The 17350-nt window shown below is 72.3% G+C and carries 19 protein-coding genes; 9 read left to right on the top strand and 10 right to left on the bottom strand.

Going from position 1 to position 17350, the window contains the following annotated elements; genetic code table 11:
* Positions 1 to 96: 96 nt before the first annotated feature.
* Positions 97 to 858, bottom strand: coding sequence for a maleylpyruvate isomerase N-terminal domain-containing protein (locus O7608_RS00245; RefSeq protein WP_289208073.1), 762 nt, complete (start codon positions 856 to 858; stop codon positions 97 to 99).
* A 69-nt stretch (positions 859 to 927) separates the two neighbouring features.
* On the opposite strand from O7608_RS00245, the gene O7608_RS00240 reads away from it, so the two are divergent.
* Positions 928 to 2064, top strand: coding sequence for a UDP-N-acetylmuramate dehydrogenase (locus O7608_RS00240; protein ID WP_289208072.1), 1137 nt, complete (start codon positions 928 to 930; stop codon positions 2062 to 2064).
* 61 nt (positions 2065 to 2125) lie between these two features.
* On the opposite strand, the gene O7608_RS00235 is transcribed toward O7608_RS00240, so the two are convergent.
* Positions 2126 to 2905: a class I SAM-dependent methyltransferase gene (locus O7608_RS00235; protein WP_289211137.1), complete on the bottom strand. Its 780-nt coding sequence runs from the start codon at positions 2903 to 2905 to the stop codon at positions 2126 to 2128.
* A gap of 44 nt (positions 2906 to 2949) precedes the next feature.
* Complete coding sequence (locus O7608_RS00230; protein WP_289208071.1) at positions 2950 to 3720, bottom strand: SDR family NAD(P)-dependent oxidoreductase; 771 nt, start codon at positions 3718 to 3720, stop codon at positions 2950 to 2952.
* 186 nt (positions 3721 to 3906) lie between these two features.
* Between O7608_RS00230 and mshA the strand changes: the two genes are divergently transcribed.
* Entirely contained in the window at positions 3907 to 5271 is a 1365-nt protein-coding gene (gene mshA, locus O7608_RS00225) for a D-inositol-3-phosphate glycosyltransferase (RefSeq protein WP_289208070.1), read from the top strand.
* Between the two features lie 11 nt (positions 5272 to 5282).
* Positions 5283 to 5795: a type III secretion system chaperone family protein gene (locus O7608_RS00220; RefSeq protein WP_289208069.1), complete on the top strand. Its 513-nt coding sequence runs from the start codon at positions 5283 to 5285 to the stop codon at positions 5793 to 5795.
* A 92-nt stretch (positions 5796 to 5887) separates the two neighbouring features.
* Here the strand turns inward: O7608_RS00220 and O7608_RS00215 are convergent, their stop codons facing one another.
* Positions 5888 to 6388 carry a hypothetical protein gene (locus O7608_RS00215; protein WP_289208068.1) on the bottom strand — a complete coding sequence of 167 codons (501 nt, stop codon included), beginning with the start codon at positions 6386 to 6388 and terminating at the stop codon, positions 5888 to 5890.
* Positions 6389 to 6488: 100 nt separating this feature from the next.
* Here O7608_RS00215 and O7608_RS00210 point away from each other — a divergent pair, with 100 nt between their 5' ends.
* Entirely contained in the window at positions 6489 to 6821 is a 333-nt protein-coding gene (locus O7608_RS00210) for a hypothetical protein (protein ID WP_289208067.1), read from the top strand.
* A gap of 328 nt (positions 6822 to 7149) precedes the next feature.
* Here O7608_RS00210 and O7608_RS00205 read toward each other — a convergent pair whose 3' ends face one another.
* Positions 7150 to 8460, bottom strand: coding sequence for an MDR family MFS transporter (locus O7608_RS00205; protein ID WP_289211136.1), 1311 nt, complete (start codon positions 8458 to 8460; stop codon positions 7150 to 7152).
* A 158-nt stretch (positions 8461 to 8618) separates the two neighbouring features.
* Here O7608_RS00205 and O7608_RS00200 point away from each other — a divergent pair, with 158 nt between their 5' ends.
* A complete protein-coding gene (locus tag O7608_RS00200) occupies positions 8619 to 9377 on the top strand; it encodes a phosphoglyceromutase (protein ID WP_289208066.1) in 759 nt (252 codons plus the stop codon).
* A 52-nt stretch (positions 9378 to 9429) separates the two neighbouring features.
* On the opposite strand, the gene phoU is transcribed toward O7608_RS00200, so the two are convergent.
* The gene (phoU, locus tag O7608_RS00195) at positions 9430 to 10077 is read right to left on the bottom strand and encodes a phosphate signaling complex protein PhoU (RefSeq protein ID WP_289208065.1); all 648 of its coding nucleotides are present in this window, start codon (positions 10075 to 10077) and stop codon (positions 9430 to 9432) included.
* 194 nt (positions 10078 to 10271) lie between these two features.
* On the opposite strand from phoU, the gene O7608_RS00190 reads away from it, so the two are divergent.
* On the top strand, positions 10272 to 11588 hold the full coding sequence (locus O7608_RS00190; protein WP_289208064.1) for a sensor histidine kinase: 1317 nt from the start codon (positions 10272 to 10274) through the stop codon (positions 11586 to 11588).
* Positions 11589 to 11622: 34 nt separating this feature from the next.
* Entirely contained in the window at positions 11623 to 12306 is a 684-nt protein-coding gene (locus tag O7608_RS00185; RefSeq protein WP_282225369.1) for a winged helix-turn-helix domain-containing protein, read from the top strand.
* A gap of 49 nt (positions 12307 to 12355) precedes the next feature.
* Here the strand turns inward: O7608_RS00185 and O7608_RS00180 are convergent, their stop codons facing one another.
* Positions 12356 to 13339, bottom strand: a complete 984-nt coding sequence (locus O7608_RS00180; RefSeq protein ID WP_289208063.1) for a DUF3109 family protein — start codon at positions 13337 to 13339, stop codon at positions 12356 to 12358.
* On the opposite strand from O7608_RS00180, the gene O7608_RS00175 reads away from it, so the two are divergent.
* A complete protein-coding gene (locus tag O7608_RS00175) occupies positions 13340 to 14332 on the top strand; it encodes a Ppx/GppA phosphatase family protein (protein ID WP_289208062.1) in 993 nt (330 codons plus the stop codon).
* 9 nt (positions 14333 to 14341) lie between these two features.
* On the top strand, positions 14342 to 15184 hold the full coding sequence (locus O7608_RS00170) for a sugar phosphate isomerase/epimerase family protein (protein ID WP_289208061.1): 843 nt from the start codon (positions 14342 to 14344) through the stop codon (positions 15182 to 15184).
* A gap of 50 nt (positions 15185 to 15234) precedes the next feature.
* Here O7608_RS00170 and O7608_RS00165 read toward each other — a convergent pair whose 3' ends face one another.
* Genes O7608_RS00165 through O7608_RS00155 form a run of 3 tightly spaced genes read right to left on the bottom strand, consistent with a single transcriptional unit; the run spans position 15235 to position 17261 of the window.
* Positions 15235 to 15783, bottom strand: coding sequence for a CGNR zinc finger domain-containing protein (locus O7608_RS00165; RefSeq protein ID WP_289208060.1), 549 nt, complete (start codon positions 15781 to 15783; stop codon positions 15235 to 15237).
* A gap of 18 nt (positions 15784 to 15801) precedes the next feature.
* Positions 15802 to 16968, bottom strand: a complete 1167-nt coding sequence (locus O7608_RS00160) for a glutathionylspermidine synthase family protein (RefSeq protein WP_289208059.1) — start codon at positions 16966 to 16968, stop codon at positions 15802 to 15804.
* A 2-nt stretch (positions 16969 to 16970) separates the two neighbouring features.
* Positions 16971 to 17261: a hypothetical protein gene (locus O7608_RS00155; protein WP_289208058.1), complete on the bottom strand. Its 291-nt coding sequence runs from the start codon at positions 17259 to 17261 to the stop codon at positions 16971 to 16973.
* Positions 17262 to 17350 lie beyond the last annotated feature (89 nt).

The following is a 17350-nucleotide window of genomic DNA, read 5'->3' as shown; positions in this document are numbered from 1 at the left end:
AGCCAAGATCACGACGATCTTGCACTTATCGATGGACAATGCCGACAAAGGCTCTCGATATCTGCAAGATCGTCGCGATCTTGGGGAGGCGTTCCGTCAGCCGACCCGCAGCGAGTCCAGCAGCGCCGCGTCCCCGGAGACGTCCAGCACGTCGAACTGCACCCTGCCCCAGAGCCCGAGGAGCAGGTCGCTCGCGGTCCCGGTGGCCAGGGTCCGGGTGTGGTGGTCGTCGGAGTCGAGGATCGTGTCGGTGTCCAGCAGTGCCATGCCCTCACCCCGCAACCGCACGTACCACTCCTGCTCGGCGTCGGTCGCCACCAGATGCACCACTCCGTACGTCGGCTGGTGGCTGCGTCGGCGGCCCGCCGGCAGCCAGGTGTCCAGCACCTCGCTGATCCCGTCCACCGCCAGCTTCGCTTCGACCGGCTCCACCCCGACGACCGCCGTCTGCGCGTCCCAGCGGTGCACTGCGGTCTCGTGCGCCATCCGGCGTACCCAGAAGCCGACCTTCTTCGCCTGCGGGGCCCAGTTCCACGCCGGCATCTCCGGATCAAGCCCGTCCAGCAGGGTGACCAGGGCGTCGAACTCCTGCTGCCACCAGCCGACCGCTTCGGGCCCGTGGGGTTTGGCAGCCACCGGCGGCCGCTCCTCCCTCGGATCGGCGACACCGCGCGACACGGTCTCCCGCACCCACATATACACGATGCCGAGGTGGTGCACCAGGTCGACGACCGTCCAGTCGGGGCAGGACGGCACCGGGGTGTCCAACGGCGCCTCGGCGACGGCGGCGCGAAACGCCGAACCGTCCGCACGTAGTGCGCCGAGCCAGAAGTCCTTGGAGCCGTGCAGCCTGCTCATCGTGATCCTCCGGGTCGAGCCGACAGCCAGTGGCGTGCCGCGGGTGGAATCCAGCCTAGGGTGAAGGGCGTGCCCGACGTTAGTGCCCACGCGCCATCTGCCGAAGACCCAACGACCATTGCGCCGTTGGCACGCTATACCACCCTCGGCCTGGGCGGCCCCCCCGCCGCGATCGTCGAGGCGGCCACCGCCGACGACCTGGTCGAGGCGGTACGTGCCGCCGGTCGCCGCCACGAGCAGGTCCTGCTGCTCGGCGGCGGCAGCAACGTGATCATCGGCGACGACGGCTTCCCCGGTACCGCGGTCCTGGTCCGCTCCCGTGGATTCCAGGTGATCGCCGAGCAGCCGCCGACCGCTGGCGCACCGGGCACCGTCACCGTCCGGGTCGAGGCCGGCGAACCCTGGGACGAGCTGGTGGCGGCCACGGTCGCCGCCGGCTGGTCCGGGGTGGAATGCCTCTCCGGCATCCCCGGCGCGGCCGGCGCGACCCCGATCCAGAACGTCGGCGCGTACGGCCAGGAGGTCGCCGAGACCATCCGTACCGTCCACGTCCACGACCGGCTGACCGACACCCGGTACCCGCTGTCCGCTGCCGAGTGCCGCTTCGCGTACCGGGACAGCCTGTTCAAACGCAACGACCGCTACCTGGTGCTCGCCGTCGACTTCCAGTTGGTCCGCGACGACCTGGCCACCCCGGTCCGGTATGCCGAGCTCGCTCGCGCCCTCGGCGCCACGGTCGGCGACCGGGCACCGTCCGCCGACGTACGCGCGGCGGTGCTGCGGCTGCGGGCCGGCAAGGGCATGGTGCTCGACCCGACCGACCCGGACACCCGGTCGGTCGGCTCGTTCTTCACCAATCCGGTGCTCGACCCGGCCGCCGCCGCCGCGTTCCAGGCCCGGGTCGCCGCCGCCGGTCTCGACGCGCCGGCTGCCTGGCCCGGCGTCGACCCGACCGGAAAGCCGGACGGCACGGTGAAGGTCAGCGCCGCCTGGCTGATCGACAAGGCCGGCTTCGGCAAGGGCTACCCGGGCCCGGACGCGCCGGTGGCGATCTCCGGCAAACACACCCTGGCGCTGACCCATCGCGGCGGCGGCAGCACCGCCGCGCTGCTGGAGCTGGCCCGTACCGTCCGCGACGGGGTGCGGGACCGGTTCGGCGTCACCCTGCACCCGGAGCCGGTCCTGGTCAACTGCGCCATGGACTGACTCGACTCGACTCGACCGCCGCCGCGAGGTCGGGTCGGCGGCGGGTCGGTGATTGTCACGGTCAGGTCGGCGCCACCGCCGACCAGGGCAGCGTCAGTTCACCGAGGCGCCACCGGGCCGGCCGGTCGGCGACGGGCCAGCCGCCGTCGCGGACCGCCGACACCGCGTGCAGCCACCGCTGACGCGGTCCGTACGGGGCCCAACCGGCCGCCGCCCGCCAGCCCGCGTCCAGCGCCTGCAGCAGCGCGTGCACCGGCTCACCCGGCACGTTTCGGTGGATCAACGCCTTCGGCAGCCGTTCGGCGAGCACCGCCGGCCCGACGCAGTCCGGCTCGGTCAACGTGGCCAGCCGTACCGCCAGCGTCAGCGAGACCGGCCCGGCGCGGTCCAGCAGCACCCAGGCGGCGATCCGGCCCCGCTCGTCGCAGGTCCCCTCCACCAGCAGCCCGCCCGGGGCCAGCGCGGCACGCATCGTCGCCCACGCCGACGCCACGTCGTCCTCGGCGTACTGGCGCAGCACGTTGAACGCGCGGACCAGCACCGGCCGGAGCCCGGCCAGCTCGAAACCGCCCCGGGCGAAGGTCAACGTCGGTGGCGCGGCGGCGGCCGCGGCCTCGGTGACCCGGTCCGGGTCGATCTCCAATCCGACGACCCGGACGTCCGGCCGGACCGTCGCCCGCAGCCGCTGCGCCAGCTCCACAGTGGTCACCGCTGCCGCGCCGAAGCCGAGATCGACGACGAGTGGATCGGCGGCGTCGGCCAGTGTCGGTCCACATCGGTACGTCAGCCAGCGGTCCACCCGGCGCAGCCGGTTCGGGGCGGTGGTGCCCCGGGTGACCATCCCGACCGCCCGGCGGCCCACCGGCGTCGCCGCTCGCCCCGGACTCACCCCGACGGCACCCGGTGCACCTTGTGCTGTGCCGCCTGAGCGAGTGGACGGACCACGAGCCGGTCCACGTTGACGTGCTGTGGACGGGTGGCGCACCAGGCGACGCAGTCGGCGATGTCGTCGGCGACCAACGGTTCGGCCACCCCGGCGTACACCGCGTCGGCCCGGGCGGCGTCGCCGTCGAAGCGGACCAGGCTGAACTCGTCGGTGCGGACCATCCCCGGGTCGATCTCCACCACCCGTACCGGCCGGCCGCACAGCTCCAGCCGCAGCGTCTCGGCGAGCGCGGTCTGCCCGTGCTTGGCGGCGGTGTAGCCACCGCCGCCCTCGTAGACGATCTGGCTCGCGGTGGAACCGATCACCACCACGGTGCCGGCCCCGCTGGCCTGCAGCGCCGGCAGCAGCGCCTGGGTGACCCGCAGCGTGCCGAGTACGTTGACCTCGTACATCCACCGCCAGTCGGCCACCGAGCCGGACTCGACCGGATCCAGCCCGCGCGCCCCACCGGCGTTGTTCACCAGCAGGGTGACCGGGCCCGGCAGGGCGGCGGCCGCCCCGGCCAGCGCGGCGACCGCCGCGTCGTCGGTGACGTCGCAGGCCACGGCGGTGGCCTGGCCGCCGTCGGCGTGGATCGCGGTGACCAGGTCGGTGAGTCGGTCGGCGCGGCGGGCGGCGGCGACCACATGGAAGCCCTCGGCGGCCAGCCGCCTGGCGGTGGCCGCCCCGATCCCGCTGGACGCGCCGGTGACGATGGCGATCGGAGTCATCGGGCCATTGTCCCCGCTGCGGCCGTCCCCGGTGCGTCGACGGTCGGGCCGTGGCCGGCGGCGGGGAGAGGTGAATCACCTCCGGCCGCCGGGATGCGGCATGTCGACGTCGGGACCGGGAAGATGAGCCGGGTCGTTCTGGTTTCTGCCGGTGGTTGTCTCCAGAGGCAGACGGAGGGAGCGGACGTGGTGCAGGTGGACGACGCCGGGCAGGGTGACAACCCACCGCCGGTTCCCCGCCGGGTCGCGACGCTGTCGGTACACACCTCGCCGCTGGACCAACCGGGCACCGGGGACGCCGGCGGCATGAACGTGTACATCGTCGAGGTGTCCCGCCGGTTGGCCGAGGCCGGCGTCGAGGTGGAGATCTTCACCCGGGCGACCGCCGGCGGCGTGCCACCGGTGGTGGAGATGGCCCCCGGGGTGCGGGTCCGGCAGGTGATCTCCGGTCCGCTGGAGCCGCTGCCGAAGGAGGACCTGCCGGCCCAGCTGTGCGCCTTCACCGCCGGGGTGCTGCGGGCCGAGGCCGCGCGGGCACCCGGCTACTACGACCTGATCCACTCGCACTACTGGCTCTCCGGCCAGGTCGGCTGGCTCGCCAAGGAGCGCTGGGGGGTGCCGCTCGTGCACACCGCGCACACCCTGGCCAAGGTCAAGAACGCCGGGCTGGCGGCCGGTGACCGCCCGGAGCCGGCGTCGCGGATCGTCGGCGAGGAACAGGTCGTCGCCGAGGCCGACCACCTGGTGGCCAACACCGGCACCGAGGCGCGGGAGCTGACCGACCGGTACGGTGCGGACGTCGACCGGGTGAGCGTCGTGGAGCCCGGTGTCGACCTCGACCGGTTCCGACCCGGGCCGCCCGGCCGGGAGGACGCGACCCGGGCCGCCGCCCGCCACCGGCTGGGGTTGCCGACCTGCGGCCAGCTGGTGGCGTTCGTCGGCCGGATCCAACCGCTGAAGGCGCCGGACGTGCTGCTGCGGGCGGTGGCGGATCTGCGCCGGCGGGATCCGGACGCGGTGGCCGACCTGACCGTGGTCATCGCCGGCGGCCCCAGCGGCACCGGGTTGGACCAGCCGAGCGCCCTGATCGACCTGGCGACGTCGCTGCGCATCGACGATCTGGTGCGGTTCTGGCCACCGCTGCGCGGTGCCGACCTGCCGGCTCTGTTCCAGGCCGCCGACCTGGTGGCGGTGCCGTCGCACAACGAGTCCTTCGGCCTGGTCGCGCTGGAGGCGCAGGCCTGCGGTACGCCGGTGCTGGCGGCTGCGGTCGGCGGCCTGGTCACCGCCGTCCGCGACGGGCACAGTGGGCTGCTCGTCGACTCCCACGACCCGACCGAGTGGGGCCGCGCCCTCGGCGGTCTGCTCGCCGCGCCCGGACTGAGGCAGCGGCTCGGCCGGGGCGCGGTCACCCACGCCCGGCAGTTCTCGTGGTCACGCACTGCGGCCGGGCTCCTGCGCGTCTACGGTGAAGCGGTGTGCGGGTACCGCCGGACGGCGGCCGCCGCGATGTGCCGCGACGCCGACGCGTTGTCGGCGAGCATCCGCTGACCAGGAGGAGCATGAGCAGGCGGAACGAGGTGGCCGCGCTGATCGGGGCGGTCTGCGCCGAGCGGGAGCTGGCCTGCGAACCGACCGGTGAGTTCTCGTACGCCGTGACGTTGCCGGGCACCCACAAGCTGAAGACGGTCTGCAACCTGATCGTCGGTGAGCACGCCCTGCGGGTCGAGGCGTTCGTGATGCGCCAGCCCGACGAACGCCGTACCGAGTTGTGGACCTGGCTGCTGCGCCGCAACGCCCGGATGTACGGCGTGGCGTTCTCGATCGACGCCGCCGGCGACGTCTATCTGACCGGTCGGATCGGTCTGGCCGGAGTCACCGAGGACGAACTGGACCGGATTCTCGGATCCGTTCTCACCTACGCCGACGAATCATTCGACACGATGCTGGAGATCGGATTCGGTTCCGCGATACGTCGTGAGTGGCAATGGCGGGTTGCCCGGGGTGAATCGTTGGCCAATCTGCAGGCGTTCGCACACCTTTTCGATGGGAAGTCGACCGAGGATCCGGGTTAGTCGACAACCAGCAGGGTACTGCTCGCATGGTGGCGCAATCGTCGCCCACTGCCCCCCGCAGGGACACTGTCAAGGGAGTGAGCAGACATGCCTCAGCAGACCAGCAACCGGCGCCGCAGTGCCACGTCGAGCGGATCGCGCGGTACCGCCCGCAGTACCGGTTCGGGCGCGCGTGCGGCCCGGAGCAGTTCGGGTGGTTCCCGGCCGGCGACCGCGACGATCCTGCGGGCGGGCAGCAGCATCCGGGAGAACGACCTGGCCCACCTGCGGGTCGACGAACTGCGTGACCAACTGCGCAAGCGGGGCGTCACCGGAACCTCGAACCTGCGGAAGCCGGATCTGATCAAGTCGTTGGCCCGGGCCATGCGCCGGGGCACTCCGGCGCGGGCGCAGCAGGCGTCGCGGCCGAAGGCCGGTTCGCCGGCCGCCCGCAAGAGTACGTCGCAGAGCGCCCGTAAGAGTACGTCGCAGAGTGCCCGCAAGAGCACCGCGAGTGCCCGCAAGAGCACGTCGGGCGCGCGCAAGAGCACGTCGGGGGCGCGGCGGAGCGCGTCGTCGAGTGCCCGTAGGAGCACGTCGTCGGGTGGTCGCAAGAGTGCGTCGTCGAGTTCCCGAACGAGCGCCTCGACCAGTGGTGCCAGGTCCGGCGCTGCCGGTGGGTCGATCCGGACCGGTCCGGCGTCGTCGCGGTCGTTGGCCTACGCGCAGCGTATCGACAGCCCGCAGCAGCACGCCGAACGGGCCGGCCGGAGCCTGGTGACCACCAACCGGGCAGTGATCAAGAAGTGGGCCCAGGCGCGGGGTGGCAGTCCGGCCACCGTCGGCGCGCCCCGGGACGGTCGGCCCAGCGTGCTGCGGATCGACTTCCCCGGGTACGGCGGCGCGAACCTTCGGTCGATCTCCTGGGATGAGTGGTTTGCGACTTTTGATGAACGGCGTCTCAATTTCATCTATCAGGAGCAGCGCACGGACGGTACGCCGAGCAATTTCTTCCGGCTGGAATCACCACACCGTGAAGATGCCTGAGCGTATCGTCGCCGTCACGGTTCGGTGGGCGGTGGTGGACTAAACCTCGACGATGTACCTGCCTGTGTGATTGGCGGTACAACCCGATCCGCTTGTCGGTGGGAACTGCCAGGAACTACGGTTGTGGTACGCGCCGCGCCCGGCAATTGGCTGGGGGCCACCGGACCGGTTCGGTCCGGTTGACCGGGCAGTGCGTGGGGGATCGGTGGCATTGGGCCGTTGGGGGACGGCGCCACCCGGAACCGGCGGTGAGTGGGAGCGACGCTTACGGGGGTGAGCGTCGCTCCCCACCGCCGGGCTTCCCTGTTCGCGTATCGACGGCAGGCGCTCAGTCGCTGCGCGCGACAACGGCGGTACGTGGTGTCGCGGCACGCAGCTCGACGGCTGGTGGCTCGGCGGCGCGGAGTTCGGCGGTACGCAGTTCGGCGGCGCGCCGTTCGCGGGCCGGACCGGCCAGCAGTTGACCGACTGCCACCACCACGCCGATCATCGCGCAGCCCAGCCAGAGCACGGTGTCCCCGGCGTACTGCCAGACGGCCCCGCCGGCGATCGGCGCGATGAACGCGGCGGCCGACCAGGACAACGAGAAGACGCCCTGGTAGCGGCCCCGGACCTGTGGTGGGGTCAGCTCGGCGATCAGGGTGGCGTTCGACGGCGAGTTGAGCATCTCGCCGACGGTCCAGATCAGCACGGTGACCGCGTAGAACCAGGCGACGTCGGCGGCGGCGGTCAGCCCGAACCCGACCCCGACGATCACCGCTGCCAGCGCCAGCACGTGCGACCGGCTGCGTCCGGCGATCAGCCGGGGCACGAACAGCTGCCCGGCGACGATGAGCACCCCGTTGAGGGCGATCACCGCGCCGAAGGTGGCCGGGGAGAGCCCGTCGGCCGCCATCGAGATCGGCAACATCGAACTGTGCTGCATGAACACCACCGCCAGCAGCACGTTGAGCCCCACGAAGCCGAGGAAGACCCGGTCGGCGAAGACCGTACGCAGTCCGGCTGGCCGGGTCGTGAGTCCGCTCGCGGCGGCGGCCGGCCCGGCTGCCGCCGGTCGGGTCTCACCGACGGCGACGAACACGATCGCGGCGGTGGCCAGCGTGGTCGCCGCGTTCACCGCGAACAGCAGGAAGTAGTCGACCTGTGCGGCCAGCCCGGCCAGGACGGCGGCGAAGGCGTACCCGAGGTTGACCGCCCAGTAGTTGAGCGAGTAGGCGCGCAGCCGGTCGGCGGCCGGCACCACGTCGATCATCATCGCCCCGTACGCCGGTCGGGCGCCCTCGTTGCACATGCCGAGCAGGGCCGCGCCGAGCAGCAGCAGCCACCACCGCTGCGCCAGGCCGAGCGCGAGCAGCATGGTGGCGGTGCCGAGGTGGGCGGTGAGCAGTGTCGGGCGGCGGCCCCAACGGTCGGCGAACGTGCCGCCGAGCAGCGTGCCGACCGCGCCACCGGCGCCCCAGGCACCGAGCACCAGCCCGGCCTGCGCTTCGGACAGGCCGCGTCCGGCGGTCAGGTAGATCGCCAGGAAGATGACCACGAACGAGCCGAGTCGGTTGATCAGGCTGCCGGTCCACAGGTACCAGAAGCTCCGGGGCAGTCCACCGGCGGTCCGCTGTAGCCACCCCTGCGCGCCCCGCACCACCGTACCCCCGTGCATGTAATGACCCTCAACTGATGCATCCCTTACACGCTAATGGTCGGCGGGTCGCCGTGGCAGCCGAATTACCACGTGGTGGTCATCACCCCTACCGGCCCGGGCCCGCACCCGGTGCACCGGCGAGCGGCGGGTCCGGCAGGATGGAGCGCATGACTGTGGGGACACTGGTGCTGCTCCGGCACGGAGAGAGCGAGTGGAACGCGAAGAACCTCTTCACCGGTTGGGTCGACGTGGACCTGACCGCCAAGGGCGAAGCCGAGGCGCGGCGCGGCGGTGAGCTGCTGGCCCAGCACAACCTGCTGCCCGACATCGTGCACACCAGCGTGCTGCGGCGGGCCATCCGCACCAGCGAGCTGGCGCTGCACACCGCCGACCGGGGCTGGATCCCGGTTCGCCGGTCCTGGCGGCTCAACGAGCGGCACTACGGTGCGCTGCAGGGCAAGAACAAGAAGCAGACCCTCGAAGAGTACGGCGAGGAGCAGTTCATGCTCTGGCGCCGCTCGTACGACACCCCGCCGCCGCCGATCGCCGACGACGACGACTGGTCGCAGGTGGGGGAGGCCCGCTACCGGGAGCTGCCGCCCGAACTGATGCCGCGCACCGAGTGCCTGGCCGACGTGGTGGCCCGGATGCTGCCGTACTGGTACGACGCGATCGTGCCGGACCTGCTCGCCGGCAAGCAGGTGCTGGTGGCCGCGCACGGCAACTCGCTGCGGGCGCTGGTCAAGCACCTCGACGGGATCTCCGACGAGGCGATCGCCAAGCTGAACATCCCGACCGGGATCCCGCTGCGCTACGACCTGGACGGTGCGCTGCGCCCGGTCAACCCGGGCGGCGACTACCTCGATCCGGACGCCGCGGCGGCGGCCGCCGCCGCCGTGGCCAACCAGGGCCGCTGAGCCAGCGGTCGCGGGTCGGGCCGGGCGCGCCCGGCCCGACCCGCGACGCACCTCAGTCGGTCGGGGTGACGCCGGTGACGTGGTAGACGACCCGGCGGCCGGCGTTGACGGCGTGGTCGGCGTACCGCTCGTAGAAGCGCCCGAGCAGCGCTCCGTCGATCGCGGTCTCCGCGCCGTACGGCCAGTCCTTGCCCAGCAGGGTCTTGAACAACTGGCGGTGCAGCTCGTCCATGGCGTCGTCGTCGCCGTCGAGCTCGGCGGCGGTCTGCGCGTCCGGGGTCCGCAGCACCTCGATCACCTTGGCGATCATCCGGTCGGCGACCCTCGCCATCTCCGAGAACACCTCGCGCAGCTCGGCCGGTACCGCCGGTGACGGGTGCCGACGCAACGCGGTCTTCGCCACGTGGTCGGCCAGGTCGCCCATCCGCTCCAGCCCGGAGGCCACGTGCAGCGCGGTGATCGCCATCCGCAGGTCGGAGGCGACCGGTGCCTGCCGGACCAGCAGGTCGGTGACCCGCTCCTCGACGGTGCGGTACAGCGCGTCGATCTCCGCGTCGCTGACCAGCACCAGTTCGCCGGCCTCCCGGTCGGCCGTCAACAGCGCACCGGTGGCCCGGCGCAGCGCGACCCGCGCCGCCTCCGCCATCGACACCAGCAGGTCGCTGATTTCCTGCAGTTCGGCCTGGAACTCCTCGCGCATGATCGCCTTCCGTCGTCGGGGCCGGCCCGGTGAGCGGTGCCTTCCGGGGTCGCCCACACCGTATTGCTGCTGCGGGGCCCTCAGATGAACACGGGTGAACAGAGCGGGGCTGCCGTATGAACATCTGCTGTTCGCGGTGTGATATGTCCTGTTCGGGTGGCCGGCCAGGTTAACAATGACTCTACGATCGCCCCGTGGATTGGGCGGTTCTGGCCGGCGGCGCGGCCGTCGGTACCGGCGGCGGGCTCGCCGCCGGACTGCTCCTGGCGCGAGCCCGGGCACGACAACTGGCATCCGCCACGGCATCCCGCCGTGGCGGGCAGCTCACGCCGACCTCCGGGAGGCCGTCGATCGTCGCCAACGACACCGCCGCGCCGGCACCGCAGCGCGGGGTTCTCGACTCGTTGGCCCGCAAGAGCCTCGACTCGCTGCGGGTCGGCGTGGTGGTGCTCGACGCCACCGACGTACCGGTCCTGATCAACCCGGCGGCCCGCGCGATGGGGATGCTCCGGGCCGGGCCAACCCCGGGCAGCATCACCGCGCATCCGATCATCCGCACCCTCGCCGGGCAGGTACGCCGCACCGGGGTACGCCGGGAAGTCGAGCTCGACCTGCCCCGGGGCCGGGAGGGCGGCGCCCAGGACCCGCTCGGCGTGCACCTGCGCGCCGTCGGCCTCAGCGGCAACCACGTCGCGATCGAGGCCGCCGACGTCACCGAGTCGCACCGGGTGGCCCGGGTCCGACGGGACTTCGTGGCCAACGTCAGCCATGAACTGAAGACCCCGATCGGTGCGCTGCAACTGCTCGCCGAGGCGCTGCTGGACGCCACCGACCCGGACAGCGAGGTCGCCGACCCGTCCGAGGACGTCGCCGCCGCCCGCCGCTTCGCCGAACGGATCCAGCACGAGTCGACCCGGCTCGGCCGGCTCGTCAACGAACTGCTCGAACTGACCCGGCTGCAGGGCGCCGAGCCACTGCCCGCGCCGGACCCGATCGCCGTCGACTGGGTGCTCGCCGAGGTGGTGGACCGGACCCGGACCACCGCCGCCGCCCGGCACATCGAGGTGGTGGTGGCCGGCGAACGCGGGCTGACCGTCTACGGCAGCGACAGCCAGATCGCCACCGCCGTGGCCAACCTGGTGGAGAACGCCGTCGCCTACTCCGGGGAGGGCACCCGGGTCACGGTGACCATCTCCCGTGGCGACGACCACGTCGACATCGCCGTCGCCGACCAGGGCATCGGGATCGCCCCGGACGACGTCGACCGGATCTTCGAGCGGTTCTACCGGGCCGACCAGGCCCGGTCGCGCACCACCGGAGGCACCGGACTGGGGCTGGCCATCGTGAAACACATCGTCACCAACCATGGCGGTCGGGTCGAGGTGTCCAGCACATTGGGTGGGGGGTCGACGTTCACCCTGCGGTTGCCCGCCAGCCCGCCGGACGCCGCCCTGCCGTTGCCCGAATCGGTTGAGATCGAGCTTGGTCCGGCCGCGTCTGACCAGGTCTGAGCGATCAGGCCGGACACACGGAAGGAAAGATCAGTTGGCCCGCGTACTCGTGGTCGAGGATGAGGAATCGTTCTCCGACGCGCTCTCCTACATGCTGCGCAAAGAGGGGTTCGAGGTCTCGGTCGCGCCCACCGGCACGGTGGCGCTCACCGAGTTCGACCGCACCGGCGCGGACATCGTCCTGCTCGACCTGATGCTGCCGGAGATGTCCGGCACCGAGGTCTGCCGGGAGCTGCGGCAGCGTTCCCGGGTGCCGATCATCATGGTCACCGCCCGGGACAGTGAGATCGACAAGGTGGTCGGGCTGGAGATCGGCGCCGACGACTACGTCACCAAGCCGTACTCGCCCCGGGAACTCGTCGCCCGGATCCGCGCCGTGCTGCGCCGGCAGAGCACCGAGGCCGCCGAGCCGGCCACCCCGACGCTGAGCGCCGGCCCCGTCCGGATGGACGTCGAACGGCACGTCGTCACGGTCGCCGGCGCCTCCGTGCAGTTGCCGCTCAAGGAGTTCGAGCTGCTCGAACTGCTGCTGCGCAACGCCGGCCGGGTGCTGACCCGGGGCCAGCTGATCGACCGGGTGTGGGGTGCCGACTACGTCGGTGACACCAAGACGCTCGACGTCCACGTCAAGCGGCTGCGGTCGAAGATCGAACCGGAACCGTCGGCGCCGCGCTACATCGTCACGGTCCGTGGCCTGGGCTACAAGTTCGAGCCCTGACCGGCGGCGTACCGCCGGTCAGTGGTGGCCCGCCTGCCCGGCACGCTGGTCAGTCCACCTGTCGCGCGGCCGGTGGCCGGCGCGTGGGGGTGGCCGGATGGGCCGCGACCAGGCCGCGCCGCGCCCGCGCGGCACACAGTTCGGCCAGCCGGGCGTACGCGGCCTTGCCGATCAGCGCGGTCAGCTCCGGTTCGTACGAGCGGTACATCGGTTCGGCGCCCACGTGTGCCTCCGGCGACGAGGTGCACCACCAGTCCAGGTCGTGGCCGCCGGCACCCCAGCCCCGCCGGTCGAACTCGGTGAGCGTGGAGACCAGCACCTTGCTGCCGTCCGGTCGCTTGGTCCACTCCTGGTCCCGGCGCACCGGCAGTTGCCAGCAGACGTCGGGCTTGTACTCCAGCGGGTGCACCCCGTCGCGCAGCGCCTGCGCGTGCAGGGCACAACCGCCGCCGCCGGGGAAGTCGGCGTCGTTGAGGAACACGCACGGCCCGTCGGCGGAGCGCGTCGCGGTACGCCGGGCCGGGTTCTCGCCGTCGACGGTGTCCAACTCGGTGTAGTTCTTGAACCCGCGCCGGTGGTGCTGCCAGGTCTGCGGGGTGAGCCGCTTCGCCGCCGCCTTGACCCGGTTCTCGTCGTCGGCGTCGGTGAAGAACGCGCCGTGCGAGCAGCAGCCGTCGGCGGCCCGACCGGCGATGATGCCGTGGCAGGACTGCCCGAACACACACGTCCAGCGCGACAGCAACCAGGTCAGGTCGGCGCGGACCAGATGGGTGGCGTCGGCCGGATCGGTGAACTCGATCCACTCCCGGGCGAAGTCGAGACCGACCTCCCGGCTGCGGGGGTCGGCCGGGTCCTCGACCAGTACGCGGAGCTCGTCACGGCGTGCCACCTGGCCAGCGTACGCCTGCCACCGCAGGTGGGCTGGGCAGGCGGCCGGCACGGTGCGGGAGACCGCCGGCATGCCGAACCGGCGGTACGGCGGTCGGTTCGCCGGGCCGGTGGTCGGTTCGCCGGGTTGGCCTAGGGTGATCACATGCGACTGGGTGTGCTCGACGTCGGTTCCAACACCGTGCACCTGTTGGTGGTGGACGCGCACCCCGGCGCCCACCCGTGGCCGGCGCACTCGGAGAAGTCGTTGCTGCGGCTGGCCGAGCAGATCGGCCCCGACGGCGCGCTCACCCCGGCCGGCGCGGACGCCCTGGTCGCCGCGGTCGTCACGGCCCGGACGGCGGCCGACCAGTGGCAGACCAGCGAACTGATGGCGTTCGCCACCTCGGCCGTACGCGACGCCACCAACTCGGCGGCGGTGCTCGCCCGGGTCCGGGCCGAGACCGGTGTGCACCTGCAGGTGCTCTCCGGCGCCGACGAGGCCCGGATGACGTTCCTGGCGGTCCGCCGCTGGTTCGGCTGGTCGGCGGGACGTCTGCTGGTGCTCGACATCGGTGGCGGGTCGCTGGAGCTGGCCGCCGGCATCGACGAGGAACCGCACCTGGCCCAGTCGCTGCCGCTGGGCGCCGGCCGGCTGACCCGGGAACGGCTCGGCGTCACCCCGTTCACCACCAGCCCGCCGCCGGCCGCGTTCGTCACCGAACTGCGCGAGTACGTCGACGACCAGGTGCAACCGCTCATCCCGCAACTGCAGGCGCAGGGCTGGGACCGGGCGGTCGGCACCTCCAAGACGTTCCGGACGTTGGCACGGCTCACCGGGGCGGCACCGTCGAGCGCCGGGCTGTGGGCGCCGCGTCGGCTCACCCGTACCGGCCTGCGGCAGGTGACCGGCTTCATCCGGCACATCCCGCCGGCCGAGCTGCACGAGCTGGAAGGGGTCAGCGCGAGCCGGGGGCACCAGTTGCTGGCGGGGGCGGTGGTGGCCGAGTCGGTGATGCGCCAGCTGGGAATCGAGAGCCTGGACATCTGCCCGTGGGCGTTGCGGGAAGGGGTGATCCTGCGTCGGATGGCGCAGCTGGAACCCGCTCCGGGCTGGGGTCCGGATCACCGATCGGCGGAGCGCACCACACCGGGCTAGGCTGGCGACGTGACCTCCGCGGTACCCGTACTGCTCTCCAGCTCCTCGGTCTTCCCCGAGCCGACGGCGGCCGCTTTCGAGCTGGCCGCCGCCCTCGGCTACGACGGCATCGAGGTGATGGTCTGGACCGACGCGGTCAGTCAGGACGCCGGTGCGCTCAAGGGCCTCGCCGCGCACTACGGGGTGCCGGTGCTCGCCGTGCACGCCCCCTGCCTGCTGGTCACCCAGCGGGTGTGGAGCGCCGACCCGTGGGAGCGGCTGCGCCGCTCCGCGGTGCTCGCCGAGACCCTCGGCGCGCCGACCGTGGTGGTGCACCCGCCGTTCAGCTGGCAGCGTGACTACGCGCGTACCTTCGCCGACGGGCTGCGGACCCTGCAGGCCGCCCACCCGGACCTGCGGTTCGCGGTGGAGAACATGTTCCCGGTACGGATGGCCGGCCGCGAGTTCGTCCCTTACCAGCCCGGTTGGGATCCGACCACGGTCGGCTACGACTCGTACACCCTCGATCTGTCGCACTGCGCGGCCTCCCGGGCCGACGCGCTGGCCCTGGCCGACACGATGGGCGGCGCGCTCGGGCACGTGCACCTCGGCGACGGCAGCGGCCTCGGCCGCGACGAACACCTGGTCCCCGGACGGGGCAACCAGCCCTGCGCCGAGCTGCTCGGCTCGCTCGCCGGGCGCGGGTTCCGGGGCGCGGTCGCCGTCGAGGTCGCCACCCGGGGTGCCCGCAGCCGTACGCTGCGCGAAGCCGACCTGCGGGAGGCGCTCGACTTCGCCCGCCGGCACCTGACCGTGCCCGGCGGTGGCCAGGACGCCGCCGTCACCGGCGACCGGCGGTCAGGAAACCGGTAACGCCGGTCAGGGCGGCGGCGAGCGCCGGTCAGGGCAGCGGCGAGCGTCGGTCAGGAGACCGGTTGCAGGGAGGTCTCCTCGGCGGCCCGTTTACGGGCCCGGTGCGCCGCGACGTGCGACCGGGTCGCGCACCGCTCGGAGCAGAACCGGCGGCAACAGTTCGACGAGGTGTCCAGGTAGACGTTGCCGCACCGGGCGTCCGCGCAGACGCCGAAGCGGGAACTGCCGTACTCGCACAGCCACACCGAGAGTCCCCAGACGGCGCCGGCCAGATACTCGGAACTGACCGACGCGCCGCGACTGGTCACGTGCATGTGCCAGTCGTTGGCGTCGTGCCCGGAGATGCGTGGCTGGACCGGGTACGCCTCCAGCAGGGTGTTCAGCTCGGTGACCGCGTCACCGTCGCGACCGGTGGTGCCGTACTCGAAGACGTCCCGCAGGCGTTTGGCCGCCCGCCGGAACACCGGCAGGTCCCGCTCGGCGACCTCGTCGAGCATCCAGACGTGCTCGCCGTGGAACAGCGCCTTCAGGTCGTCGAGGTCAGCGAGCGGGGAGTTGACCAGATCAACCGCGGTCCGCGCGTACGCGTCGAAGTCCACCAGACAACCGTAGACGATTCAGCCGGCCCGGTGGGCCGCCACGTAGTGCGGCAGGAAGCGGGCGTAGCCGTCGGTGATCAGGCCGCTGCTCTCCCGCAGCCCGGCGCCGGCCGACTCGCCCGCGACCACCCAGCTGCCCAGCACCAGATGGTTGCCGTCGAACGCCGGCAGCGCCTGGAACTGCTGGTAGCACCAGCCTTCCGCGCCGTAGTCGCCCGGGCTGTGCACCTCGCCGGAGCGGGTCACGATGCGTACCGCCGCGCCTTCGCGGCCGAGTAGCGGCTTGGCGACGTACTCCGGCATGTCCCGGGGGCCGTCCAGGTACGCCGGCAGCAGGTACGGATGGTCCGGGTACAGCTCCCAGAGCACCGCCAGCAGCGCCTTGTTGGACAGCAGCAGCTTCCACGCCGGTTCGATCCAGGTCGTCGGGGTGCCGGGTTCGAGCGCCAACCGGCCGTACGGCTCCGCGAGCATCCACTCCCACGGGTAGAGCTTGAAGCAGGTCGTCACCGGCTGGTCGGTGTCGTCGACGAAGCGCCGGCCGTCCCAGCCGATCTCCAGCATCGGCAGCAGATGCGGTGCCAGCCCGGCCTGCCGGGCGGTCTCCGCCAGGTAGCCGGCGGTCATCAGATCCTCGCCGGTGGTCTCCTCGCTGGACCAGGCCACGTGCAGCGTCGGCCGGTGCAGCCCGGCCTTGATCTGCGCCCACGCCGTGACCAGCCGCTCGTGCAGGCTGTTCCACTGGTCCAGTTCCGGGTGGGTGTCCTCCAGCCAGTACCACTGCACGATCGCCGCCTCGACCAGGGCGGTCGGGGTGTCGGCGTTGTACTCCAGCAGCTTCGGCGGCCAGGAGCCGTCGTACCAGAGGTCGAACCGGCCGTACAGGGTCGGTGGCTGTTCGCGCAGCGACCGGGCGACCGCGTCGGCCGCCCACGCGGGGATGCCGAAGTCGGCGTACCGCCGGTGGGCCACCACGTGTTCGGCGGCGGCCACCGCCATCCGGTGCAGCTCCTCGGTCGCCTCCTCCAGCCGCAGCACCTCCGGCAGTTCGAGCGCGTAGCAGGCGGATTCGTCCCAGTAGGACATCACCGCGCCGTCGGGCAGCTCGGTGTCGACGTACACGAGGCCCTGTTCGCGTACCGTCGCGTCCCAGCCCGCGCGGGGCCGGCAGACCTCCCGGCGCACCCTCAGCCGCCGCAGGAGGCGAGGTGGGTGCCGAACCCGCCCCGGTCGGGCACGGCCGCCGTCGGCGCCGCCGATCCGGCCCGGTCCACCAGGTCCGCCGCCGATCCGGTCGTCAGCGTGCCGGCGGCCAGCGCGACCACCGCGGTGCCGCCACCTCCGACGCCCATCGACCGGTCGTCGTCGCAGTCGTCGTCGGAGACCATGTTGCAGCCGGAGAGGCTGAGCGCCAGCGCGGTGAGGGCGCCGAGCTGGACGCTGGTCGAGCGGAGCCGGCGCGGGGAGATCTTGTCCACGGTCCTGTTGTAGCTCACCGGTGCACGCCCGGCACACGCGCCACCTTGCGCGCTGCCCGAGCCTGTCGTGACCATGGGCGTTACGCTCG

This window comes from Solwaraspora sp. WMMA2056 (assembly GCF_030345095.1).
GTDB lineage: Bacteria > Actinomycetota > Actinomycetes > Mycobacteriales > Micromonosporaceae > Micromonospora_E.
This window is presented reverse-complemented; position numbering and strand designations above follow the sequence as displayed.